General features: G+C 60.9%; 20 protein-coding genes. 9 read left to right on the top strand and 11 right to left on the bottom strand.

Annotated features, from left to right (window positions below; all coding sequences use genetic code 11):
• The first annotated feature begins 80 nt into the window (after window positions 1-80).
• From gyrB to P1M51_RS06100, 4 genes are all read left to right on the top strand, one after another.
• A complete protein-coding gene (gene gyrB / locus P1M51_RS06115; RefSeq protein WP_276247297.1) occupies window positions 81-1,997 on the top strand; it encodes a DNA topoisomerase (ATP-hydrolyzing) subunit B in 1,917 nt (638 codons plus the stop codon).
• The gene (gene gyrA, locus P1M51_RS06110; protein ID WP_276247296.1) at window positions 1,998-4,490 is read left to right on the top strand and encodes a DNA gyrase subunit A; all 2,493 of its coding nucleotides are present in this window, start codon (window positions 1,998-2,000) and stop codon (window positions 4,488-4,490) included. It begins immediately after the preceding gene.
• 64 nt (window positions 4,491-4,554) lie between these two features.
• Window positions 4,555-5,724, top strand: coding sequence for a tryptophan synthase subunit beta (gene trpB, locus P1M51_RS06105; protein ID WP_276274887.1), 1,170 nt, complete (start codon window positions 4,555-4,557; stop codon window positions 5,722-5,724).
• Between the two features lie 219 nt (window positions 5,725-5,943).
• Window positions 5,944-6,438: a helix-turn-helix domain-containing protein gene (locus P1M51_RS06100; RefSeq protein WP_276247294.1), complete on the top strand. Its 495-nt coding sequence runs from the start codon at window positions 5,944-5,946 to the stop codon at window positions 6,436-6,438.
• Between the two features lie 2 nt (window positions 6,439-6,440).
• Here P1M51_RS06100 and rocF read toward each other — a convergent pair whose 3' ends face one another.
• On the bottom strand, window positions 6,441-7,361 hold the full coding sequence (gene rocF, locus P1M51_RS06095; protein ID WP_276247293.1) for an arginase: 921 nt from the start codon (window positions 7,359-7,361) through the stop codon (window positions 6,441-6,443).
• 39 nt (window positions 7,362-7,400) lie between these two features.
• Window positions 7,401-8,318: an NAD-dependent epimerase/dehydratase family protein gene (locus P1M51_RS06090; RefSeq protein WP_276247292.1), complete on the bottom strand. Its 918-nt coding sequence runs from the start codon at window positions 8,316-8,318 to the stop codon at window positions 7,401-7,403.
• A 166-nt stretch (window positions 8,319-8,484) separates the two neighbouring features.
• Here P1M51_RS06090 and P1M51_RS06085 point away from each other — a divergent pair, with 166 nt between their 5' ends.
• From P1M51_RS06085 to P1M51_RS06075, 3 genes are all read left to right on the top strand, one after another.
• Window positions 8,485-9,018, top strand: coding sequence for an Rrf2 family transcriptional regulator (locus P1M51_RS06085; RefSeq protein WP_276247291.1), 534 nt, complete (start codon window positions 8,485-8,487; stop codon window positions 9,016-9,018).
• Between the two features lie 142 nt (window positions 9,019-9,160).
• Window positions 9,161-10,318, top strand: a complete 1,158-nt coding sequence (locus P1M51_RS06080) for an NAD(P)/FAD-dependent oxidoreductase (protein WP_276247290.1) — start codon at window positions 9,161-9,163, stop codon at window positions 10,316-10,318.
• Window positions 10,319-10,599: 281 nt separating this feature from the next.
• The gene (locus P1M51_RS06075; protein ID WP_276247289.1) at window positions 10,600-11,592 is read left to right on the top strand and encodes an SMP-30/gluconolactonase/LRE family protein; all 993 of its coding nucleotides are present in this window, start codon (window positions 10,600-10,602) and stop codon (window positions 11,590-11,592) included.
• A 9-nt stretch (window positions 11,593-11,601) separates the two neighbouring features.
• Here P1M51_RS06075 and P1M51_RS06070 read toward each other — a convergent pair whose 3' ends face one another.
• The 3 genes from P1M51_RS06070 to P1M51_RS06060 form a co-directional block, all read right to left on the bottom strand.
• Window positions 11,602-12,420 carry a nucleoside phosphorylase gene (locus P1M51_RS06070; protein ID WP_369685318.1) on the bottom strand — a complete coding sequence of 273 codons (819 nt, stop codon included), beginning with the start codon at window positions 12,418-12,420 and terminating at the stop codon, window positions 11,602-11,604.
• Window positions 12,417-12,803, bottom strand: coding sequence for a cytidine deaminase (cdd, locus tag P1M51_RS06065; protein ID WP_276274885.1), 387 nt, complete (start codon window positions 12,801-12,803; stop codon window positions 12,417-12,419). Before cdd ends, P1M51_RS06070 begins: the two co-directional genes overlap by 4 nt.
• Before the next feature lie 296 nt (window positions 12,804-13,099).
• On the bottom strand, window positions 13,100-14,941 hold the full coding sequence (locus P1M51_RS06060; RefSeq protein WP_276274884.1) for a collagen-binding domain-containing protein: 1,842 nt from the start codon (window positions 14,939-14,941) through the stop codon (window positions 13,100-13,102).
• Between the two features lie 353 nt (window positions 14,942-15,294).
• Here P1M51_RS06060 and P1M51_RS06055 point away from each other — a divergent pair, with 353 nt between their 5' ends.
• Entirely contained in the window at window positions 15,295-16,050 is a 756-nt protein-coding gene (locus P1M51_RS06055) for an SDR family oxidoreductase (RefSeq protein WP_276247285.1), read from the top strand.
• A 22-nt stretch (window positions 16,051-16,072) separates the two neighbouring features.
• Here P1M51_RS06055 and P1M51_RS06050 read toward each other — a convergent pair whose 3' ends face one another.
• The 6 genes from P1M51_RS06050 to P1M51_RS06025 form a co-directional block, all read right to left on the bottom strand.
• The gene (locus P1M51_RS06050) at window positions 16,073-17,146 is read right to left on the bottom strand and encodes an ABC transporter permease (RefSeq protein ID WP_276247284.1); all 1,074 of its coding nucleotides are present in this window, start codon (window positions 17,144-17,146) and stop codon (window positions 16,073-16,075) included.
• Entirely contained in the window at window positions 17,143-18,297 is a 1,155-nt protein-coding gene (locus tag P1M51_RS06045) for an ABC transporter permease (RefSeq protein ID WP_369685120.1), read from the bottom strand. Before P1M51_RS06045 ends, P1M51_RS06050 begins: the two co-directional genes overlap by 4 nt.
• 29 nt (window positions 18,298-18,326) lie before the next feature.
• On the bottom strand, window positions 18,327-19,874 hold the full coding sequence (locus tag P1M51_RS06040) for an ABC transporter ATP-binding protein (protein ID WP_276247282.1): 1,548 nt from the start codon (window positions 19,872-19,874) through the stop codon (window positions 18,327-18,329).
• Between the two features lie 66 nt (window positions 19,875-19,940).
• A complete protein-coding gene (locus P1M51_RS06035) occupies window positions 19,941-21,056 on the bottom strand; it encodes a BMP family ABC transporter substrate-binding protein (RefSeq protein WP_276247281.1) in 1,116 nt (371 codons plus the stop codon).
• 63 nt (window positions 21,057-21,119) lie between these two features.
• On the bottom strand, window positions 21,120-22,472 hold the full coding sequence (locus P1M51_RS06030; protein ID WP_276274883.1) for a phosphopentomutase/phosphoglucosamine mutase: 1,353 nt from the start codon (window positions 22,470-22,472) through the stop codon (window positions 21,120-21,122).
• Window positions 22,473-22,522: 50 nt separating this feature from the next.
• Window positions 22,523-22,981 carry a DUF5793 family protein gene (locus tag P1M51_RS06025; RefSeq protein WP_276247279.1) on the bottom strand — a complete coding sequence of 153 codons (459 nt, stop codon included), beginning with the start codon at window positions 22,979-22,981 and terminating at the stop codon, window positions 22,523-22,525.
• 100 nt (window positions 22,982-23,081) lie between these two features.
• On the opposite strand from P1M51_RS06025, the gene P1M51_RS06020 reads away from it, so the two are divergent.
• The gene (locus tag P1M51_RS06020) at window positions 23,082-23,582 is read left to right on the top strand and encodes a hypothetical protein (protein WP_276247278.1); all 501 of its coding nucleotides are present in this window, start codon (window positions 23,082-23,084) and stop codon (window positions 23,580-23,582) included.
• Window positions 23,583-23,633: the final 51 nt, after the last annotated feature.

The following is a 23,633-nucleotide window of genomic DNA, read 5'->3' as shown; positions in this document are numbered from 1 at the left end:
GACCGACGAAACTTACTTTCACGCCTGCGCGCGTGCGTGGGGTTTATGTCCCCTCCATCCCAATCGAGAAACAGATTCTAATGTCCGATGAAGGCGAGTACGGCGCCGGCCAAATTCAGGTCCTCGAGGGCCTCGAAGCCGTTCAAAAACGGCCGGCGATGTACATCGGTTCGACAGATGCTCGTGGGTTACATCACCTGGTCTACGAAGTCGTCGACAACTCTATCGACGAAGCACTGGCCGGGTACTGTGACACCATCGAAGTAACCATCCACGAAGACAACTCCGTAAGCGTCTCTGACGACGGACGCGGTATCCCCGTCGATACGCATGCAGAGTACGACCGTCCAGCACTGGAAGTCATCATGACGGTGCTTCACGCTGGTGGCAAGTTCGACAACAAGTCCTACCAGGTGTCCGGCGGCCTGCACGGCGTCGGTGTGAGCGTGGTGAACGCGCTTTCAGAGGCGCTCGAAGTCGAAGTTAAACGCGACGGAGCGGTCTGGAGCCAGCGTTACGAGCGAGGTGCGCCCGTCGAGGAACTCGAACGCGTCCGCGACATGGAACCGGACGAGGAGACGGGGACCACCATCCAGTTCTGGCCGGACTCCGAGATTTTCGAGACGAACGAGTACAACTACTCGACGCTCGAAAATCGCCTCCGAGAACTCGCATTCCTGAACTCCGGCGTCAAAATCACGCTCGTCGACCAGCGCGAGGATGGACGTACGGAGACGTTCATGTTCGAGGGTGGCATCCGCGAATTCGTCGAGTACTTAAACGAGACGAAAACCAACCTCCACAACGACGTCATCTACTATCAGGACGAACAGAACGGCATTCACGTCGAGATTGCCGTTCAGGGTACAGAGGAACTCCAGGAGTCCATTCACGCGTTCGCCAACAACATCAACACGCGCGAGGGCGGAACCCACCTCACCGGGTTCAAGACGGCGCTCACGCGCGTCGTGAACGACTACGCGACCAAGAACAACCTCATCTCCGACCTCGATAACAATCTGAAGGGCAGCGACATCCGCGAGGGTATCACCGCCGTCATCAGCGTCAAACACCCCGACCCGCAGTTCGAGGGGCAAACGAAGACGAAACTCGGCAACAGTGAGGTCCGCGGTATCGTCGAGTCCATCACCCACGAGAAACTCTCGACGTTCTTCGAGGAAAATCCGGACACGGCACAGGCTATCGTGATGAAGGCCGTCGAAGCCGCGAAAGCCCGGATGGCCGCGAAGAAGGCAGAAGAGCTCACCCGCCGCAAGAACGCACTCGGCTCCGGGTCGCTGCCGGGCAAACTCGCCGACTGCCAATCGCGCGACCCGAAGAAGTCAGAACTGTTCGTGGTGGAGGGTGACTCCGCAGGTGGCTCGGCGAAGCAGGGCCGCAACCCAGAGTTCCAGGCCATCCTCCCGCTGCGCGGGAAGATTATCAACGTCGAGAAACACCGCCTCGACCGCATCTTAGAGAACAACGAGATTCGTGCGCTGATTACCGCCATCGGGACGGGCATCGGTGACGAGTTCGACCTCGACAAGGCTCGCTACCACAAAATCATCATGATGACCGACGCGGACGTGGACGGGGCGCACATTCGGACGCTCCTGCTCACGTTCCTCTACCGGCACATGAAGCCGCTCATCGAGGCGGGCTACGTCTACGCCGCACAACCACCGCTCTACCGCATCCGGTACAAGGGCAACACGTACGACGTGATGACCGAAGAAGAGCGCGAACGGGTCGTAGAAGAGAAGTGTGACGGGAAAGCCGAGAACGTCCAGCGGTTCAAGGGCCTCGGCGAGATGAACCCCGAACAACTCTGGCAGACGACGATGAACCCGGAGCATCGGATTCTCAAACGCATCACTATCGAAGACGCCGCCGCCGCAGACCGCATGTTCTCCGTCCTGATGGGCGACTCCGTCGGTCCGCGCAAGAAATTCATCCAGGACCATGCGAAGAACGCAGAATGGGTGGACATCTAAATGAGTTCTGAAGCACCTTCTGACGAGCCTGCAGAGATTCACTCCACCGTCCTCATCGAGGACGAGATGGAGCAGTCCTACATCGACTACGCGATGAGCGTCATCGTGGGTCGGGCGCTTCCCGCCGTCGAGGACGGCCTGAAGCCGGTCCACCGCCGCATCCTCTACGCGATGCACGAGATGGGCCTGTCGAGTGGCTCCAGTCACCGCAAGTCCTCCTCCATCGTCGGGCAGACGATGGGTAACTACCATCCGCACGGCGACTCGGCAATCTACGACGCCCTCGCGCGCATGGCCCAGGACTTCTCGCTTCGCTACCCGCTCATCGACGGACAGGGTAACTTCGGTTCCATCGACGGCGACCCGCCGGCCGCGATGCGCTATACGGAAGCGCGGATGAGTTCCATCGCGGAGGAACTGCTCGCCGACATCGAGAAGGACACCGTCGATTTCTCGGGCAACTACGACGACCGCTTGCAGGAACCGGACGTGCTGCCCGCAGCGATTCCGAACCTCCTGCTCAACGGGTCGTCGGGAATCGCCGTCGGGATGTCCACGAACATTCCGCCGCACAACCTCGGCGAAGTGATAGACGCAACCGTCGAACTCATCGAGAATCCCGACGCGGAAATCGAGGACCTCATGGACCACGTCCAGGGGCCCGACTTCCCGACGGGAGCGAACATCGTCGGCCGACAGGGCATCTACAACGCCTACACGACGGGCCGGGGTCGCCTTCGCGTCCGCGCCGAGTTCGAAGTCGAGGAGAACGAGAAGAGCCGCGACCGCATCATCATCACGGAGATTCCGTATCAGGAGAACAAGTCGCGGCTCATCGAGCGCATCGCGGACAACGTAAACGACGGCACCATCGACGGGATTTCTGACCTCCGCGACGAGTCAGACCGCGAAGGCATCCGCGTCGTCATCGAACTGAAGCACAACGCGAACACGGACATCGTTCGCAACCAGTTGTTAGAACACCACCTAGAATCCACCTTCGGCGTCATCAACCTCGCGCTGGTGGACGGCCAACCGCGCATCCTGACGCTGAAGGAGATGCTCGAACACTACCTCGACCACCGCCGCGACGTGGTGCGTCGGCGCTCTGAGTTCGAGTTGAACGAGGCAGAGGAACGCGCCCACATCTTAGAAGGCCGCCTTATCGCGCTCGAAAACGTCGAAGAAGTCGTCGAGACCATCCGCAACTCCGAGGACCGGGACAAGGCGAAAACCGCCCTGCAGGAGAACTTCGACCTCTCTGAGAAACAATCAGAGCACATCGTCCGGATGCAACTCGGGAGCCTCACCTCCCTCGAAGCCCAGGAAATAGAGACGGAATACGAGGACGTTCTCGAAACCATCGAGCGCTTAGAGACGATTCTCGGAGACGAGGACGAACTCCTCGCGGTCATCAAGGGAGAGCTGCTCGACATCAAGGACAAGTACGACGACGACCGTCGCACCTCCATCGTCGAGGACTACGGGACGGTCACCCACGAGGACCTCATCCCACAGGAGGACGTGCTCGTCGTCATCACCGAAGACGACTACGTCAAACGGATGCCCGTCGACCGCTTCGACGCCCAGGGTCGCGGCGGGAAGGGCATCATCGGGACGAATCTCAAGGAAGGCGACCGCGTCTCCAAGGTGTTCATGGCGAACACCCACGACTACCTACTCGCCTTTACGAACCACGGGCAGGTCTACCAGCTCAAGACCTACGAGATTCCCGAGGTCAGTCGGACCGCACGCGGGAAGTCCGCCGTCAACCTGCTCAAACTCGACGCCGGTGAAGAGATTACCGCCGTCGTCAACACCGACGACTTCAGCGAAGACGAGTTCCTCACCTTCGCGACGAAACACGGCTACGTCAAACGGACGGGTGCGAACAACTTCACGAACATCCTCTCTACGGGCATTCGCGCCATCCGCTTGGAAGACGGCGACGAACTCGTGGACGTGGAGATTACCGACGGCAAGCAGGACCTCCTCATCGCGACGGCTGGCGGGATGTCCATCCGGTTCAAGGAGACCGATGCCCGGGCGATGGGCCGAACCGCTCGCGGTGTCAACGGCATCAAACTCGCTGACGGCGACACCGTCGCTGGACTCATCGCCGCAGACGAGTCGGCCGACCTGCTCACCGTTACCGAAAATGGCTACGGCAAGCGCACGCCAATCAGCAAGTACCGCACCCAGTCGCGCTACGGCAAGGGGCTCATCGACATCAAGACCAACGAGCGAAACGGGAAGGTCACGGCCGTGAAGGCCGTCACCGCCGACGACGACGTGGTCGTGATGAGCGACGACGGCCAGATTATGCGTACCCGCGTCGCCGACATCTCCGAAGTCGGCCGCAACACGATGGGCGTCATCGTGATGCGCCTCACGGCGGGCGACAAAGTGGTGAGCGTGGACGTGATTCCACCTGCTGAGGCACGCGAGGGACCGGCAGAAGAGGACGACGACGCAGCCGACGACGCCGAGTAAGCACTCGGAAACCACTGGGTGTTGCAATACACTTTTGTTCATCGTTGTACATCGGTAGGCTACTATGTCACAGCAGTCTGGCGACGACGAGGGAGCGTTCGGCGCGTTCGGCGGGCGTCACGTCCCGGAACCGCTCGAAGAGCCACTCGCACAACTCGGGGAGGCATTCGACGAGATTGCGAAGTCCCCGGAGTTCCGCGCCGAATTCCGCGACCTGTTGACGAAGTACGCGGGCCGCGAAACGCCGCTCTACTACGCGGAAAATCTCTCTGCAGAATACGGTGCGGACATCTACCTGAAGCGTGAGGACCTGCTCCACGGGGGTGCTCACAAGATAAACAACGCCCTCGGGCAGGCGCTCCTCGCGAAGAAGGCCGGCAAGACGCGACTCATCGCGGAGACGGGCGCGGGCCAGCACGGCACCGCGACGGCGATGGTCGGGGCGCTGTTCGGCCTCGACACGGAGATTTACATGGGGAAAAAAGACGTCGAGCGCCAGAAGATGAACGTCTTCCGGATGCGGTTGATGGGCGCGACGGTGAACGAGGTCACCAGAGGTGGGAAAGGCCTCGCCGACGCGGTGGACGCCGCGCTCGAAGACTTCGCGGGCAACATGGACGACACCCACTACCTCGTTGGCTCTGCGGTCGGTCCCGACCCCTTCCCGCGGATGGTGCGGGAGTTTCAGTCAGTCATCGGCGAAGAGGCCCGCGAGCAGATTCAGGAGCAGACCGGCGGCCTCCCGGACGCCGCGGTCGCCTGCGTCGGCGGCGGGTCAAACGCGATTGGGTTGTTCCACGCGTTCCGTGACGATGACGTGAAATTCTACGGCGGCGAGGGTGGCGGTGAGGGCGGCGACTCGAAACGCCACGCCGCGCCACTCGCGTCGGGGAAAGACGGCGTCATCCACGGAATGGCGACCCGCGTCATCGACGATGACGTGGAGGTCCACTCCGTCTCCGCGGGGCTGGATTACCCCGGCGTCGGCCCGGAGCACGCGATGTTCCGCGCGGTCGGGCGGTGTGAGTACCGCGCCATCACCGACGACGAGGCCATCGACGCGTTCCGCACGCTGAGTGAGACAGAAGGGATCATCCCCGCATTGGAGAGCAGTCACGCCATCGCGCTCGCAAAACAGGTTGCACAGAACCACGACACCATCGTCGTCAACCTGAGTGGACGCGGTGACAAGGATATGGAGCAGGCCGCGTCGTTACTGGACCTCGGCGATTGACCGACCACGCTCCCTAACTAGTTAGTTTACTTGCGAGATAGTTTTTAACCAATTTGCTGAAATACGGCAGACAGCGGCGCATTCGTTGGTCAGATAAGGTGCAACCCATTTGATTTTTGTAGTAGGACTGCGACGAACTGTTCAAGGTACCGCCAGTATGCGCCAGTCCCTGACCGACGCCGGTGTACGGTCTCTGGCAATCGTACCTACGTAATGAAAATGCCACTGGACAAGGACCGGTTTAAGGACCTCTGGGGAGACCTTAACAACGTTCTAGAGGATTTCATCGAAATGCCCGTCGGTGAGGATGATTCGGGCAGTGACGACGCGAGTGGTCGTGACGAACCCACCGAATCAGGTCCCCGCGCCGACGAATCGCCCCTGGACCAGTTGCAATCGGCCGAATCGAAGTCCAAAGCTGACATCGTCCTCGAAACCGGGTTGACGCCGATGGAACTTCTCATCGAACTCCTCGGCGAGTACGATGGCCGAATGCGCCAGCAACAGATTGTCGATGCGACGGGCTGGTCTGAAGCGTCGGTTAGCCGACTCCTCACGAAGATGGAAGACCAGTCGAACATCAACCGAATCCAGGTTGGAAATGAGAAGGTCGTATTCCTCCCCGAATACGTCCCAGATGCGGCAAAACACCCACTGCAGCGCTACGCCGACGAGGCACAAACGCGCCAGGAGTGGGGTGCAAAACGAAGCTAACGTTACAGCGTCGTTTTTCCGAGGGCACTCGCGGCGAGTTCCGTCGCGAGTTCTGCTGTCTCGTTGTGTTCGTCTAAAATCGGATTCACTTCGACGATTTCGAGCGACCGCATGAACCCGGTTTTCCTGTCGTGGGCGGCGACCATCTCGAGGGCAGCGTGCGCTTCACGGTAGTTTACGCCGCCACGAACGGGCGTGCCGACGCCGGGTGCTTCCTTCGGGTCGAGCCAGTCCATGTCGAGACTTACGTGGACGCCGTCGACGCCGTCACTGGCAATTTCGAGGGCCTCTTCGACCACCGAGGAGACGCCACGTTCGTCGATATCGGACATGGTGAACGCCGTAATCTCGCTGTCGCGGATGGCTTCTCGCTCCATATCGTCTACGCTCCGAAGACCGACAATGACGATGTTCTCCTCGCTGACCGCCGGCGTGTGCGCCCAGTCTGCCCCTTCGAATTCGTCGTTCCCGAGTACCGCGGCGAGGGGCATCCCGTGGACGTTCCCGCTCGGAGAGGTAGACGGCGTGTTGAAGTCGCCGTGTGCGTCGAACCAGATGACGCCGATCTCGGCCTCGCGGGCCGCACCCGACATCGTCCCGATGGCGATAGAGTGGTCGCCGCCGAGGACGAGCGGGAACTCGTCGTTTTCAAGGGTTTCTGCCACCTCCTCTGCCAGTCGTGAACAGACCGTCGCGGTTTCGTTTAGATACTTCGCCTTCCTGTTTTGCGGTTCGCCCGCTTCCGGGTCGCTGACGTGTGCGTGGGGGACGAGGATGTCACCGGCGTCTGTGCAGGTGACGTCGATGTCTGCGAGTCGTGAGACGAGCCCCGCGTAGCGAATCGCCGAGGGGCCCATGTCAACCCCGCGTCGGTCCGCACCGAGGTCCATCGGAACGCCGATAAGTCGTGCAGTACGCTGCATACTGACAACTACTCTGGACGGGTGCAAAAAGGGACGCGATTACTGATATTGCTCGCAGACGAGTCGGAGGCCGTCTTCGAAGGAGATGGCCGGTTCCCAGTCCGTCGCCTCGCGCATCTTCGATGGGTCCGCCATCGTGTCGTGGACGTACACGTCCTCGCCGATGGGATTCTCGATGTACTCGGGCTCGATGTCCGTACCGAGAATCTCGTTTAGTTTCGAGACGAGGGTATTGATGGTGTAGCTCTCACCCGTGCCAAGGTTGTAAATGCCGGTGAGCTGGTGGTCTGCGGCGAGTTCGAGACCGCGGACGATGTCGTCTACGTGGGTGAAATCTCGCGTCTGGGTGCCGTCGCCGTAGATGACCGGCGCGTTTCCGTGGGCGAGTTCGTCTGCGAACTGGGCGATGAGGTTCGCGTACTCGCCTTTGTGCTCCTCAGCGCCGCCGTAGCCCTGGTAGACCGAGAAAAATCGCATCCCGGCCATGTGCATGTCGTAGTGGTAATCGAAGTACTCGGCGTAGCGTTCGCGGGCGAGTTTCGACGCCTCGTAGCCGGTTCGCGCGGTGACGTCCATCGACTCCGGCGACGGTTCCGTTCGGTTCCCGTAGATGGAGGACGTAGAGGCGTAGACGACGGTGTCACACCCGTCGTTTCGCGCCTGGTCGACTGTGTTCACGAAGCCTTCGACGTTGACCCGAGCACCCTTGACGGGATCCTCCTCGTGCATCGCGTACGAGGAGAGTGCGGCGAGGTGGAACACCACGTCCACGTCGGTCGGGAGGTCGTCGTCTACGGCGCTCGCTTCGACGAACTCGACCGCGTCATCCAGATTGTCGGGCGTACCGAGATAGAGGTCGTCGATGGCGACGACGTCGTTGTGTTTCGCGAGATGATTCGCGAGGTTCGAACCGATAAATCCCGCCCCACCCGTGACGAGAACGCGCTTGCCGTTCATTATACAAGTTAGATATGTGTGTCCTCAAAGAAGTACCGGTACGGCATGTTACTCGACTGGTATCCCATCGCCTGCAGGCAATTCTTGTCGAGAAACCAACCCGTGAATCGCCGATTTATCACGGAGTATCCGCCGCATTTAAGGAAATCTATCACGAAAGGCGTCTATGTCATCGATAGAGCTGACCCCAAGCCAGAAACGAATCCTTTCTGCCCTGATCAATCTCCACCGGGAGACGGAAGATGCTGTAAAAGGCGAAGACATCGCGGCGGAAGTCGACCGCAATCCGGGCACTATCCGTAACCAGATGCAGAGTCTGAAGGCCCTCCAACTGGTAGAGGGCGTCCCTGGCCCGAAGGGCGGCTACAAGCCGACGGCCAACGCCTACGAGGCACTCGAAATTCAGGACATGGACCAGCCAGCAGAGGTCCCCCTGTTCCACAACGGTGAGGCCGTAGAGGGCGCGAACGTCACGCAGATTAACCTCTCGAGCGTCCACCACCCCGAACTCTGCCGCGCGGAGATTTCGCTTCGTGGCTCCATCCGCGAGTTCCACGAAGGCGACGAAGTCGTCGTCGGCCCAACGCCGCTGTCGAAACTCGTCATTGAGGGCGTCGTGGACGGAAAGGACGACACGGACAACGTCCTCATCCTGACCATCGACGACATGAAAGCGCCCGTCGGCGAACCGAAGAAGTAACCCTCTCTCTCTCTCTCCTTGCTTTCTCGCCAACCAGTGAGTAGTGACACCCTGGTTCATGGTGGCAATATTCGCAGAAACCCGGCTACAACGGCGTGTCGATTCCAAAGCCTTTGTATCGCAGGACTTCCGAGATGCCACCATGACCGAGAACATCGTGGTCATCGGCGCAGGATACGCCGGTGCTGCCGCGATTCAGAGCCTGGAAGCCGAGGTTGACAACGCCGATATCACGTGGATTTCGAAGGAGGACTACCACCTCGTCCTCCACGAGGTCCACCGCTGCATCCGCGACCCGAGCGTCCGAGACAAGATTTCGCTCCCCGTCGCGGACATCAAATCGCCACGCACGCGATTCATCAAGGCTGAAGTCGAGTCCGTAGACACAGACGACCGAGAGATTACGCTGGACGACGACTCCACCGTCGAATACGACTACCTCGTCGTCGCCCTCGGGTCGAAGACGGCCTACTACGGCATCCCAGGCTTAGAAGAGAACTCCCTCACGCTGAAAGGCTTAGACGACGCCCTCGAAATCCACAACCAGGTCAAGGAGGCCGCCCGCGAAGCCTCCCGCAACGACCCCGCGAAAATCGTCATCGGCGGCGCAGGCCTGTCGGGCATCCAGACCGCGGGCGAAATCGCGGAGTTCCGCGACATGCACCGCGCTCCAATCGAGATTTACCTCGTCGAGGCGATGGAGGAAATCTTCCCCGGGCAGGACCCAGAGGTCCAGGGCGCACTCCGCAAGCGCCTCCTCGATGCCGACATCAACATCCTCACGAACGACCCAATCACGGAAGCCGCGGAGGACACCATCTACTTCGACGAAGGCGAACCCCTCGAATTCGACGTGTTCGTCTGGACTGGCGGCATCACGGGTCAGGACGCCCTCGAAGTGGCAAACGTCGAGAAGAACCACAACCGCGTCAATGCAGACGCGACCTTCCAGACCTCCGACGAGCGCGTGTTCGCGCTCGGTGACTCGGCTATCGTCGAGCAACTCAACTCAGAGCGCCCCGCCCCACCGACGGCACAGGCCGCCTGGCAGGCCGGCGGCGTCGTCGGCGAGAACGTTGCCCGTGCGATGCGCGGGCAGGCCCTCAACTCCTGGAGCTACAAAGACAAGGGGACGGTCGTCTCCGTCGGCGACGACGCCGTCGCCCACAACGTCATGATGGTCCCAATCGGCACGTTCGGCGGCCCGGCCGCCCGCGTTTTGAAGAAGTCCATCGCGACGCGCTGGATTGCAGACATCACCTCGGTCGGACGCGCGATGTCCGCCTGGGGCGACATGTAACGTTCGGCAAGTGACGTTTTCCGGTTCTATTTCCACTCGTGAGTGCCATTCCAAGATAGAGGACTGGCTCGATATTAGACGGCTTTCAGAACGGTTCTCACCGTTTCTGACCGACAACTCGCAATCGTCGGAAAAACCGGTCACTCGCGATTAACGGCCTGTTTCTCGCGTGCTCCTGTCATAACAATACTGTCTAGTGCCGACATCTAGCATAGGTGCCAGAATCGCGCCGGGCAGGTGAGCATTGGTGCGGCCGCTGGGGCCACGAGGTGAGGGATACAATGACAGCAGCTACAACGCGGAGAACCGTTCTCAAAACGATTGGCGCGGGTGGATTCATCCTGGCGATAGGGAGTGCGAAGGCGGCAGAACACGTCAAGATTCTCTTCGAGTTCGACCCCGCGCAGGGGCAGTTCCCGGAGAACCTCGCAATCGACCCACGAGGAACCATCTATCTCGGCATCGCGACCATTGGCCAGCTCTGGAAAATTGCACGAGGAAGCGACACACCTGAGGTACTCGCCTCGTTCGAGGTCGGCGACCAGTTCGGTATCCTCGGGGTGAACGTGAACGCTCGGGGAACCGTCCACCTGTGTCTGTTGACCGGCGTCGGCGAGGGTGACGACTCAGCCGACACGCACGGCATCTGGCAGGTGGAACGCGACGGGACGAAGTCGCTCTATGCCGCGCTTCCAACCGACACGTTCCCGAACGACCTGACGCCGTTCAGAGACGGGTTCCTCGTCTCCGACACCACTGCTGGGGCAATCTGGTACGTCACGGAGGGGAATGCCACCCCATGGGTCGTCTCAGACCTCCTCACGGGTACGGGCGATTTCGACTTCGGGTTCCCGCTCGGAGCCAACGGCCTCGTCAGTTGCCGGGATAGCGCTATCTACGTCGTCGTCACGGAGCGAGATTACCTCGCCAGAATTCCGGTCAACCGGGACGGCAGCGCGGGGACGCCCGAGGTGTACGCCCAAGACCCACAGCTGGTTGGCGGCGACGGAATTACCCTCGACAATCGGGGCAACTTCTACGTCGCAGTAATCGGTCAGAATACCGTCGTCCGGGTGAATCGTGACCGGAGCGTCGATACGCTGGCGACTGCCGAGGACGGGCTCGACGGGCCCTCTGACGTGGCCTTCGGGACGACCGGTGGTGACCAGAAATCGCTGTTCATCACGAACTTCGCGTTCCTCACGCCGGAGAATCAGAAGCCAGGATTGGCAAAACTCGATGTCGGCGTGCCCGGACGCCCGATGACTGGGTAACCCAGACGCTCAGTCGAGCGCGAGACCCGGGTGCCACTGGGCGGCACCGGCCTCGTTTGCGGCTTCGTCCATCTTCGCGAGCAGTTTCACGGCGAGTGAAGCAGTCTCCGCGGCGCGTCCCTCACCCTCGGTCCGGAACTCGCCGGTCGTCCGGTTGGCATACACCGTACAGACCGCCCCCGAACGCAGGCCGTAGATGTTCGCGATGGTCATGATGGCGGCGGCCTCCATCTCGATGTTCTTGACGTTCGCGTCCTTCAGTTCCTGAATCATCTCCTCGGCACCGCGAGCCTCGAAGCCCTCGAACCCGGGCCGACCCTGTCCGGCGTAGAAACTGTCCGCGGACATCGTGATGCCGGTGTGGTAGTCATAGCCGAGGCGTTCTGCGGCGGCAATCAGCGCCATAACGACCTGCTGGTCTGCGACGGCGGGGTAGTCCTCGCGGACGTACTCCTTGCTCGTGCCTTCCTGTCGGACGCCGCCCGTGGTAATCACGAGGTCGCCGACGTCCATCTCGGGCTGGATTGCGCCACAGGAACCGACGCGAATGAAGGTGTCCACGCCGATGCGGGCGAGTTCCTCGACGGCGATGGCGGCAGAGGGGCCGCCGATGCCCGTGGAGGTCACGCTAATCGGTGCGCCGTCGTAGGTGCCCGTCGCGGTGCGGTACTCGCGGTGTGCGCCGCGAATCTCCGCGTCGTCCCAGAACGTCGTGATTTTCTCCAGTCGGTCCGGGTCGCCGGGGAGGAGCACGGCGTTCGCCACGTCGTCGGAACCGACGCCGATGTGGTATTGGACGTCGTCGTTGGGGTCTTCTGCGTCCATTATTTGAGATGCCCTTCAGTGATGGTGTTCGGAAGCAGTTCGCCGAGCGTATACTCGGAGACACTGTCGCCCTCGTCACAGAGCACGACGAGGTCCTTGTCACAGAACTCAGAGAGCGTCTGGCGGCACATGCCACACGGCGTGACGCCGTCGCGTCGCCCGGAACTGACTGCGATGCGAGCGAACTCGCGGTGGCCGTTCTTCACGGCCTCGGCAATGGCGACCTCCTCTGCGTGCAGGGAGTTCGAGTAGTTCGCATTTTCGAGATTACAGCCGGTGAACACGATCCCGTCCGCGGTTTCGAGAGCCGCACCCACGCGGTAGTCGGAGTACGGCACGTGCGCGGCCGCCTGAATATCGCGGGCCGCTTCGATGAGGGCGTTCATGAACTGACGTTGGGTGAGGCGGTAAAAATAGCCTCTGTAATGGAGTCGCAAATCGGTGCGCTGAGCGCACCAGTGGCCGCCGACCGGGTGAACCCACCCGGCGGCGTGCCGGAGAGAAATCAATGGCCGCCCCGTGGAGGTTTCGCTCCCGGAGCGTCGTTCCCGAAAGGGATTTTATGGCCGTCTCGTAGAGCTGATTGACTCCCGAGACGTCTCGTGCGAATGTCGAGCGTCGCCACTGGATTGGTTCCTGTGGCGACCTCGTGAAGTTTGGTGAAACTGGTGCGCGTGGTCGCTTATTCGAGTTCGACCGTGACGGTGCGTTCCGTGCCAAGCAGGAATTTTACCGGCGGGAGCGTCGTGTTCGGTTTGACGTAATCCCATTCGTAGGTCGGTGCCTTGTAGGCAGTTCCACCAAGGAGTGCCCGGTCAAAGTGGATACCGGCGTTTGACTGGAGGTCCGCAAGATAACCCACCACTGCACCGTAGACGTGCGTGTCAGACTTGATGATGATGGTCGCCCCAGGAGCATAGACGATGCCCGTAAATTCTGAACCTCCTTCGAAGGTCACAGCAGCTGAATCGAGGTTGAACATCCAGAACTGGATTGCATTGTCGTTCGGTATTTCGACGGTGCTTTGTTTGATGCCGATATCGCCGCCGGCCATGTAGATGAACACTTTTCCGTCACCGATGATCTGTATCGTTCCTTTGTCTGCCTCGAATTTCATGCCGTCATCGATTGCGAGTTCGATGTCCCCCTTCGTCGTGTCGAGCGTCATCGTCTTTTTCACTTTCACGGTCTGATTGACGTAGTAACTCCCTGCAGAGAGTTCACAGTCGTTCGTGCAATCAAGTTCTATATCGTTGGCATAGACCGTAATACTGCTAGCATTGTCATTATCATTGTCCTCTTGAATGCGAGTGATGTGCCCCACAATCATCGCATCGATTGGTTCGAGCGTCGGCAGTCCGGAGGTGAACTCAGTGTCAATGGCACCGGTAATGTCACCAGGATTGTTATTCTCCACAACAGCCGCAGTGACGTTTCCATACACACCTGCAGGATTGTTTAATTTCAACGGTCCACCGATAACGACGTCTGCCCCGCTCGTCATATTCGACGAGTCGTAGTCACCGACCCGCGAATCGTAACTATCAATCGTTGATTGCGAGTTGAGGTGCGTTGTTTGTGACATCGTGTCGGAGTACAGCGCGGCCGTGATCACATTGATGCGTGGGTCGCTTCCGCCTACTGCCACTGCGGTACGGTCGTACGGTGTGAGTGAGACGCGGACAGTTTTCGTGTCGTGGTTGTACTCAGCAGATTGACCGAGTTCTGCAGAGAGGTAACGGCCCCACGCCTCGTAGTACTCACTCTGGATTTCGATTTCGAGCGTGCCGTTGAATGCTGGATTTCGGAACTCCTGACCGTTCGGGTAGACTGCCATCTTATTTGGATAGATTGCCTGCGAGCGCGTTGTTTTCGTCACCGCTGCCGTCGTTGCACCCGAAACAGCTGCAGTACCCTCGATTTTCGTCACTGGAACGATGAGTGTATACTCGTCTTCCTCAGAACCGGAGTCGGATTTAAGCGTCTGGTACTGGTAGCCAATGTCAGGAGCAGAGATCATCATTGAGCTTCCGCTCTTGTCGAACCGCCAGACACCGCCGCCCTGATAGGCAATCTCTGTTTCGTCAGTGACGTAAATGATGGCCCCAAGATCGGACGTATAGATGTCTGCGTCTCCCCCTTCTCCATCGTAGTCGAGGTGGCGAATCGTGATGTGACCCGCCGTTTCATCGACGTAGTACTGACCCTTGCTTTGCGCGAGCGCAACGCTCATGCGTTCGTCACTCATGCCGACGGTTTCGACGCGACTCGCAATCTGAACCATCCCAATCTCTACCTTGCTGACGTCGGCTTCGCCCTGCATATTTTCTAACGCAGGCGACCCCACGTACAGGACCGCTGCAGACCCGGCGATGGTCATCCCAAACACGAGCACGATACCGATAATCGGCGATATCGCTCTGTCGTCAAAATCGATACGCACACTCGTGGGTACGTACTTCGTAATTCTACTCGCGATAGCCGCGAGGCTCAATCCTCCCCCAAGGACGTTAATGCGAACCATATGTTCCCCCTTTCCCGACTGTCCCAAACGCTGACTGATAATATAAACCTACCGTACGGTTAATTGGCTGGTGATTGCGGGAGTCGAGCCACAAAGTCGAACGAAAACCAATCGACTGAGACACCTCGAATAGCGACATATGCCCTATTCTGTGCATTCGATCCACCGAAGTAATATTCTCTAGAGAGTGCCCCAGTAGTCTCTCGATAAGGCATGAAATAGTAAATTTTCAGTCAGATGTTGCCGTTATCGAAACTTCTCGAACGTCAGACGGAGGCCCGATTTGCGGAATCGAATCCCTGCGAATACTCATAGGCATACATGTCCATTGTTAACGTGGAGGTAGCCACGAAATGAACGGAATCGAGGGGAAGGTAGCAATAGTCACCGGCGCGAGTTCGGGAATCGGTCGGGCGACCGCAGAACGCTTTGCGGCCGAAGGGGCCAAAGTCATAGTCGCGGACGTTGTCGAAGACGGGGGTCGTGAGACGATCGAACGCATCACCGATGCGGGCGGCGACGCCACGTTCGTCCGCGTAGACGTGACCAGCGACGAGGACGTGAAAACCATGGTCGAGACGGCGCTCGACACCTACGGCGGACTCGACTTCGCGCACAACAACGCCGGCATCGAGGGAGAGATGGCTCCGCTCGCCGACACTGCGGACGACGATTGGAGTCGCGTCATCGACGTGAACCTGGGCGGGGTCTGGCGCTGTATGAAACACGAAATCCCGGTGATGGTAGACCGCGGCGGTGGGAGCATCGTGAACACATCGTCCGTCGCCGGACTCATGGCCGCGGGCGGCGCACCGTACGTCGCGAGCAAACACGGCGTCATCGGCCTCACCCGGGTCGCCGCCGTCGAGTACGCGAAACAGGGAATTCGGGTGAACGCAGTCTGTCCCGGCGTCGTGGACACTCCCATGGTCCAGCGTGCGGGTGAAGAAACCCCGGAGCAGATCGAACAATTCGTCGCCATGCAACCGCTCGGAAGGATGGCAGAACCCGAAGAGATTGCGAGCGCCGTCGTCTACCTCTGCAGCGACGACGCGTCGTTCATCACGGCACACCCACTCCCGGTCGATGGTGGGCTCATGTCCATCTGAACGACCGGAAAACCTGATTTTTTCAGTCTTCGCCGGAATCGTAGTGCTCGCCGGCCGCCGCTGGCAGGCGCGTGCGTCCGACGAGCGCGAGCACGACGATGACGAGGACGAACGGAATCATCTGGATGAGCGACTTCGGAATCCCGATGCCGAGAATCTGCAGGCGGAACTGCAGGGCTTCGAGCGTCGCGAACAGCAGCGATGCCCCGAACGCGCCGACCGGGTTGTAGTTCCCGAACAGGTAGGCGGTAATCGCGATGAAGCCGCGACCGTTGACGATGGTCGCGCCGCCACCGGTGAACTTCCCGACGAGAACGAGCGAGAGCGCCGCCCCGCCGATACCCGTGAGCGCACCCGAGAGCAGGACACTGCCGTAGCGCACTCGGCGCACGTCGATGCCGGCGGTGTCGAGAGCCTTCGGGTTCTCGCCGCTCGCGCGAATCCACTGCCCGAACGCGGTGTGATACAGGAAGTACCACGAAGCGGGCACGGCGACGAGCAGCATGTACACCGTCGGATTCGCGTCGAACAGAATCGGCCCGACGACCGGAAGTTGCGAGAGCCCCGGAATCGCTACCGTGTTCAGCGTCGAGACGGACGGCGAGTCGAACTGGCTGAACAACACCTGTGCGGCGAACGGGCCGAGTCCGAGGGCGATGAGCCAGACGGCGAGGCCGGCGATAATCTGGTCGGCTTCTAAGTCGATTGTGACCACGGCGAACAACAGCGAGAGCAGGACACTCGCGAGCACGCCGATGAGGAAACCGACCCACACCATGCTCTGGGAGGCGGATCCGGGGTCGCCGGTCAGTAGGGCGATACTCGCCGCCCCAGCGAACGCCGAGACGATGAGCAGGCCCTCCAGTCCGATGTTGATGACGCCGGACTTCTCAGCGAACAGGCCACCGAGAGCGGCGAAGGCGATTGGAACCGCCGTCCGGAGCGCGGCCGAAGCGAGATTGCCGTCGATGAGTCCGAACACGTCGCCTGCGGTCTCCGGGGCGGTAATCGCGAGCACGGCGACCGCAAGCAAGAACAGTGCCAGTGCGCCGAGCCCGACTTTGCTGCGAGTGTCGAGATGGTTCAGTCGGTTCATGTGTCTTCACCTCCGTCGGTCGTGACGGCCATGTCAGAACCGACGTTGAAGCGGGTGCCGAACATGCGGAAGAACTCCGGCATGGCGACGAACAGGATGATGAGCCCCCGGAGGACGCCCACCAACTGCGAGGGAACGTCGAGGTTGAAGTCGATTGCGATGCGACCTACCTTGAGGATGCCAAAGAGGAACGCCGCGAAGATGGCCCCGACGGGGTTGTTGCCTGCGAGGATGGAGACGGTGATGCCGTCGAAGCCGAACGCGGGCGCGGTTGGCAGCCAGCGGCCGGTCACCATCAGAATGTAGACGGCTCCGGCGATGCCACCGAGCGCCCCCGAGAGGGCCATCGACAGCACGGTCATCTTCTTCGCGCTGACACCGCTGTAGGCGGCCGCTCCCTCCTGGATGCCGCTTATTCGCAGGTCGTAGCCGAACGCGGTCTTCACGAGCAGCCAGCTAATCGTGGCGACAAGCGCCAGCGCCAGTGCGAGGGCGATGAACGAGAAGTCCCCCGGCAACACAGAGGAGTCGAGCATCGCGAAGTCCGGCACCTTCGCCGTCTGCGTGTTGTTCGTGCTGTTCGGGTCCTTGAACCACGTCGAGACGATGAGCAGGGCGAGGAACGTCGCGATGAAGTTCAGCATGATGGTCGTGATGACCTCGTTTGCCTCTGCGTAGGCCTTGAGTGCGCCGGGAATCGCGCCGTACAGGCCGCCGACGAGCGCGCCTGCGAGCAGACCAAGCGGAATCAGGATGAGCGCACCCACGGCATTCGCTGGGACAGCCGGCGCGAGCAGTGGGACGACGATGGCCGTCGCCATCGACCCCATCACGAACTGTCCCTGCGTCCCGATGTTGAACAGGCCAGCGCGGAACGCGATGGCCACGGACAGCCCCGTGAGCAGGAGGATGGTCGTCTGCTGGAGCGTTTCACCGAACACGCCCGGTCCAGAGAACGGGCCGAGGAAGAGTTCGACGTACACCGAGACCGGGTTGTAACAGGAATAGCCCACGCCGGGGAAGAACAGAACCGGCTGAGAACACTGCGCGACGAACCCGGCGACGAGTACGACGACGCCACCGACGAGAATCGACGCGACGAGTGCGGCGATGCTGATGGCGATGCGTTCGAGATTCGAGGCGGTCGTCATGCGTGCGACGGCGGCCTCGAACTGCTGTTTCACGGCTGGTCACCTCCGTCGAATCCGGCGGGGTACTCCCCTGCCATGAGCAAGCCGAGGTCCTCTTCGGTCACGTCGTCTGGGTCTACGATTGCCATGAATTCACCGTCGTGCATCACCGCGAGTCGGTCAGAAAGTTGCGTGACCTCTTCGAGTTTCGAGGAGACGAGCAACACCGCCGTTCCGTCGTCTCGCAGGTCGATGAGCCGGTCGTGGATGAACTCGATGGAACCGACGTCCACGCCGCGTGTCGGGTGGGCCGCGACCACGAAGTCGGGGTTGCGCTCGAACTCGCGCCCGACGATGAACTTCTGCTGGTTCCCACCGGAGAGCGACTCGGCGGTCGCCCGCTTGTCTGGCGGTCGCACGTCGTACTTGTCGATGATGTCACCTGCGTGTTGCGCCGTGTACGACCAGTCGATTCGCCCGCCGCGCGAGAACGGTTCTGTGTGCTGGTTGCCGAGGACCGCGTTCTGAACGAGATCGTAGTCCATGACGACACCGCTCTCCTGGCGGTCCTCCGGGATGTAGGACATGCCCTGCGCGATGCGCTCGCGCCGTGGCATGTCGGTGATGTCCGCACCCTGATAGACGATGGTTCCTTCGTCGACCGACGAGAGCCCGGTGACGGCGTTGATGAGTTCCGACTGACCGTTGCCGTCCACGCCGGCGATGCCGAACACCTCGCCCGCCCGCACCTCGAAGTCGAGGGCGGAGAGTTTCGGGACGCCGCGGTCGTCGCGAACGTGCACGTCGTCGACGCCGAGAATCTGCTCACCCGGGTCGGCAGCAGTCTTGTCGACTTCGAGCATGACCTCACGGCCGACCATCAGTTCCGCGAGTTCCTCGCGGCTGGTCGCGTTCGCGTCCACGCTGCCGACGTTCTTCCCGTCGCGGAGGACGGTGATGTCGTCTGCGGCCTCCATTGCCTCGCCGAGTTTGTGCGAGATGAAGATAATCGTCTTGCCCTGGGCGGTCAGTTCGTCGAACACGGTGAACAGTTCCTCTACCTCCTGTGGCGTGAGGACGGCCGTCGGTTCGTCTAGAATGAGGATGTCCGCGCCGCGGTAGAGAGCCTTCAGAATCTCGACGCGCTGTTGTTCTCCGACGCTCACGTTCTCGAGCGTCGCGGTGGGGTCTACGTCGAAGCCGTATCTGTCTGCGAGTTCGGTGACCTCTGCGACTGCCTGCTGTCGGTCCATCGAGAGCCCGAACCACTTTCTGGGCTCGTTTCCGAGGACGACGTTGTCGGCGACGGGCATCGGGTCGACCAGCATGAAGTGCTGGTGAATCATTCCGATGCCGGCGTCGATGGCATCGCGTGGGGAGGAGAACTCGCGGGGCGTGCCGTTTATGCTGACGGCCCCCTCATTCGGTCGATACAGCCCGTAGAGAACGTTCATCAGGGTCGTCTTTCCGGCCCCGTTCTCACCGAGAAGCGCGTGAACGCTCCCCTGCTCGACGGTCAGGTCGACATTGTCGTTGGCAACTACGCCCGGAAACCGCTTCGTAATCCCGGCTAGTCGTACTGCTGGTGTCTCACTCATTGAAATAGGTTGCGCAGCTTTGCCCGAGGGTTCGGAAGGTTCGGGCAAGTATTGTACGGTTTCCGATTACAGCTCTGACGGAACCGTAATCTCACCGTCGATGATCTGCTGTTTGCTCTCTTCGAGCTTGCTCTTTACGTCCTCTGGGATGGCGCTGCCGAGTTCCTGCCCGTAGACGGCCTCGACACCTTCTTCCTTGAGCCCGAGGCGGTTCTCGACGCCGCCTTTGAAGTTACCGTTGACGACGGCCTCGACCGACTCGTAGACGGCGAGGTCGACGTGCTTGACCATGCTCGCGAGGATGACGTCCTTGTACTCCGCGTTGGATTTCGACTGGTCTGCGTCGACGCCCATCGCGAAGCCACCAACCTGACGGGCCGCCTGGAAGACGCCGAGGCCCGTGCCACCGGCCGCGTGGTAGACGATGTCCGCACCGTTGTCGTACATCGAGAGCGCGATCTCTTTCCCCGTCGCAGGGTCGTTGAACGCACCCGCGTAGGCGGACTGGACTTCGATGCTGTCGTCGTAGTGAGCGACGCCAGCCTGGAAGCCAGCGAGGAACTTCTTGATGAGCGGAATCTCGAACCCGCCGACGAAGCCGACGGACTTCTGGTCTGGTTTCGTCGAACTCTCACCGGCGCTGAACTCCTGGGTGGAGAGCAGTGCAGAGAGGTAGCCAATCTGGAACGAGCCCTGGTGTTCCTTGAAGCGGTAGTTTGCGACGTTCTCCAAGAGTTTTCCGTCCTCGGTCTGAGCGGTCTCGTCGATGAGAATCCAGTTCTGGTCGGGGAACTCCTGGGCGTTCGTGACCATGCCGTCTTTCTGGACGAAGCCAACGCCCGTGATGAGGTCGAAGGTTCCTTCCTGTGCGAAGCGCTTCTGGAGGCTCCCGACCTGCGAGGCCTCTTCTGGCTCTGCGTTCTGGTACTCGACGTTGTATTCCTTTGCCGCCTGCTGGACGCCCTGGTGGGCCATGTCGTTGAACGACTTGTCACCGAGGCCGCCCGTGGCGTAGACCATCCCAACGTTGACGGGGTCTTCGCCGCCGTCGCCGTCTCCGTTGCCCGTGTTGTTGTTATTGTTGTCACCCGCGTCGTTGTTCGGATTTGTCGTACACCCAGCGAGGCCCACTGCCCCGAGTGCACCCGTTGCTTTGAGGAATCGTCGTCGGTCGACAGGCATATCTCACAAAAGCAGGCAAGAACTGTATAAATCGTTCGTTTTGAATGTGCGCGCTGTCGCAGATTAGCGCCCTGCAACCGCCGTTTTTACGATTTCGATAACCTCAGAAACAAGGGTGTCTACGTCGTCGCTTTCTGCGTACACTCTGACATACGGCTCGGTCCCGCTCGGGCGCACGAGCACCCACGACCCGTCTTCTCGTTCGAGGCGGACGCCGTATTCTGTATCCACCGTCGCTTCGGGGAATGCCGCGGGTAGCGTCTTTGCCAGCTGGCCCATCGTCGCAGCTTTCCGGTCGTCCGGGCACTCAGTGCTGACCTTGCGGTACGGCCGTTCTGTGACCGGTTTGCGAAGTGCGTCGAGGCCGTGTGCCGCCACGAGACGGGCGAACACCGCCGCACTCGCTGGGCCGTCTATCCAGCCGCCGAACTGCGTGTGGATGTGTTTCCACGGTTCTGCGGCGAAGACGACGCTCGTCCCGTCCTCGCCGGCGTCGAGTGCGCTCGCGATGCCCTCGTGGAGTGCGCCGAGTCGAACCCGTTCGACGCGGCCTCCGGCCTCGCGGACACGCTCGTCGATGCGCGCGGAGGCGTTCGGCGTGGTCACGACCACTGAGTCGGCGACGTCGCTCGCACGGACATAGTGCTCTGCGAGGATGGCGACGACAGTGTCCTCGTGGACGATATCTCCGTCGCCGTCCAGAAACACGGCGCGGTCGGCGTCGCCGTCGTGCCCGATGCCGAAGGCGAAGTCGCCGTCAGCGAGGAACGCCCGCAGGTCGGCTAGCGTCTCCGGCGTTGGCTTGCTCTCGCGACCCGGGAAGCGCCCGTCCACGTTTCCGTTCAGGGTGACGACGTGCGCACCGAGTTCGCGGAGCACCTGCGGCGTCGCGAGGGCGGACATTCCGTTGCCACAATCGACGGCGACCTTGAGCCCGTCGAGCGGCTCGCCCATCACCTTCGCGTATTCGACGACGGCGTCACAGTAGGCCGACAGGGGTTCGATGGCGCTCGCGGTGCCCCACTCGTCCCACTCGACCGGCGACTGGCCCGCTTCGACGCGCTCTTCGATGCGCCGCTCTGCGTCACGGTCGTACTCGACGCCGTCACGAAAGAGTTTGATGCCGTTGTCCTGGGGCGGATTGTGGCTCGCTGTAATCATCACGCCGTGACGGCCCTGTGAGGCGAACGCGAGTGCCGGAGTCGGGAGTTGTCCGGCCCGGTAGACGGTCGCACCCGCGCTTTCGAGACCCGCCTCGATGGCGGCGGCGAGCGCGGGACCCGTCTCTCGGCCGTCACGCGCAACGACGAATTCGTCGTGTTCGTCACCGGCGGCGCGGCCGACTGCGAGCGCCAGCGACGGCGTTACTCGGTCGCGGGCACTTCCGCGAATCCCCGCCGTTCCGAATAGTTCCATACCTCGAATTCCCGCGGTGGCTATTTATTTCCACGCAGTTTCCGTCGCCCTCAGAGTTCGACACCGCTCGGAATGAGGCTGTGCTGGTGGAGGAGGTCACCCGCGTGGCCGTAAACGAGGAACGTCGATTTGTCCATCTCGATGCGGTCGTCCCCGACGTCCACGACGAGGGTATAATTGCTGTCGCCGTCGCTCAGGTTGCCGTATCGACGGGCCGCACGGATGAACCGGAGGACCCCTTCCGTCGCGACGTTCACTTCGAGAAGGAACTCGCCTGTCGTTCGGTTCGACACGGCGAGCACGCCCGCTGTGTCGTCGGCTTCGAGTGGATTTCTGAGTCGGAACGATACGTCGATGCTGTCCTGGTCGAACGGCGCGTCGTCGCGGCCAGAGAGCCGGTCGTCGAACTTCTCCCGGGGTCCGGTGAAGGAAATCGAGAGCGTTGGTTGGTCGTCTGGGGACCCACCATCGAGGTTCGAAAATGACGCCCCGAAATAGTCACGCCTCATCTTCGTGTGCTATATGGACGCACACCCTAAGTACGTACCGCCTCCGTCAGACGCCCGTCTTGCGGTAGTTTTTACCCGATGGACAGTGCCGATTTGTGTAATGGCCTGGGTAAATGAGGACTACGCGAACGAACTCGCGGTGCTGGCGACGTGGCTGTCGGCGCTGATGCCGTGGTCGTTCTCGGTCGCCTCCCTCGACATCGGGACCGTCGTCGTCATTCGGTTCCTATTCTTCCACGTACAGTACATCTTCGGCATCTCCTTTGGCGAACAGGAACAGATTCTGTTTACCGTTCTCGAACTGCAGTCCTTTTACGAGAACGCACAGACCATCCTTGCCCAGCAAATCTGGCTCGTCGGTGCGTTCGTGTTCTTCCTCGCGCTCGTCGTGAGTATCGCGCTCTACCTCGCTGAGGACACTGTCGAAGCGGGACCAGTGGACCCCGTTCGCGCCATCGGCGGCCTGTTGCTCGTTACGGGCCTCGTGCTCACCGTGGCGACGGCACTCCTCTTTCAGTCGTTCATCGGCATCGCCGTCCCCCTCGGGGCGCTGTTTTTCCTCGTCTTCGGGGCGACACTGCTGCGGGTCGAGCGGGCCTGATTTTGGGTCGGATTTATGTAGTTTCCGCCGCACAGTCATGACAGTAACCGA

The organism is Haladaptatus sp. QDMS2 (assembly GCF_029338295.1).
Classification (GTDB): domain Archaea; phylum Halobacteriota; class Halobacteria; order Halobacteriales; family Halococcaceae; genus QDMS2.
This window is presented reverse-complemented; position numbering and strand designations above follow the sequence as displayed.

Coding starts and splice junctions, on each gene's coding strand:
- gyrB (WP_276247297.1), top strand. CDS start 81: ATGTCCGATGAAGGCGAGTACGGCGCCGGCCAAATTCAGGTCCTCGAG.
- gyrA (WP_276247296.1), top strand. CDS start 1,998: ATGAGTTCTGAAGCACCTTCTGACGAGCCTGCAGAGATTCACTCCACC.
- trpB (WP_276274887.1), top strand. CDS start 4,555: ATGTCACAGCAGTCTGGCGACGACGAGGGAGCGTTCGGCGCGTTCGGC.
- P1M51_RS06100 (WP_276247294.1), top strand. CDS start 5,944: ATGCCACTGGACAAGGACCGGTTTAAGGACCTCTGGGGAGACCTTAAC.
- rocF (WP_276247293.1), bottom strand. CDS start 7,361: ATGCAGCGTACTGCACGACTTATCGGCGTTCCGATGGACCTCGGTGCG.
- P1M51_RS06090 (WP_276247292.1), bottom strand. CDS start 8,318: ATGAACGGCAAGCGCGTTCTCGTCACGGGTGGGGCGGGATTTATCGGT.
- P1M51_RS06085 (WP_276247291.1), top strand. CDS start 8,485: ATGTCATCGATAGAGCTGACCCCAAGCCAGAAACGAATCCTTTCTGCC.
- P1M51_RS06080 (WP_276247290.1), top strand. CDS start 9,161: ATGACCGAGAACATCGTGGTCATCGGCGCAGGATACGCCGGTGCTGCC.
- P1M51_RS06075 (WP_276247289.1), top strand. CDS start 10,600: ATGACAGCAGCTACAACGCGGAGAACCGTTCTCAAAACGATTGGCGCG.
- cdd (WP_276274885.1), bottom strand. CDS start 12,803: ATGAACGCCCTCATCGAAGCGGCCCGCGATATTCAGGCGGCCGCGCAC.
- P1M51_RS06060 (WP_276274884.1), bottom strand. CDS start 14,941: ATGGTTCGCATTAACGTCCTTGGGGGAGGATTGAGCCTCGCGGCTATC.
- P1M51_RS06055 (WP_276247285.1), top strand. CDS start 15,295: ATGAACGGAATCGAGGGGAAGGTAGCAATAGTCACCGGCGCGAGTTCG.
- P1M51_RS06050 (WP_276247284.1), bottom strand. CDS start 17,146: ATGAACCGACTGAACCATCTCGACACTCGCAGCAAAGTCGGGCTCGGC.
- P1M51_RS06045 (WP_369685120.1), bottom strand. CDS start 18,297: ATGACGACCGCCTCGAATCTCGAACGCATCGCCATCAGCATCGCCGCA.
- P1M51_RS06040 (WP_276247282.1), bottom strand. CDS start 19,874: ATGAGTGAGACACCAGCAGTACGACTAGCCGGGATTACGAAGCGGTTT.
- P1M51_RS06035 (WP_276247281.1), bottom strand. CDS start 21,056: ATGCCTGTCGACCGACGACGATTCCTCAAAGCAACGGGTGCACTCGGG.
- P1M51_RS06030 (WP_276274883.1), bottom strand. CDS start 22,472: ATGGAACTATTCGGAACGGCGGGGATTCGCGGAAGTGCCCGCGACCGA.
- P1M51_RS06025 (WP_276247279.1), bottom strand. CDS start 22,981: ATGAGGCGTGACTATTTCGGGGCGTCATTTTCGAACCTCGATGGTGGG.
- P1M51_RS06020 (WP_276247278.1), top strand. CDS start 23,082: ATGGCCTGGGTAAATGAGGACTACGCGAACGAACTCGCGGTGCTGGCG.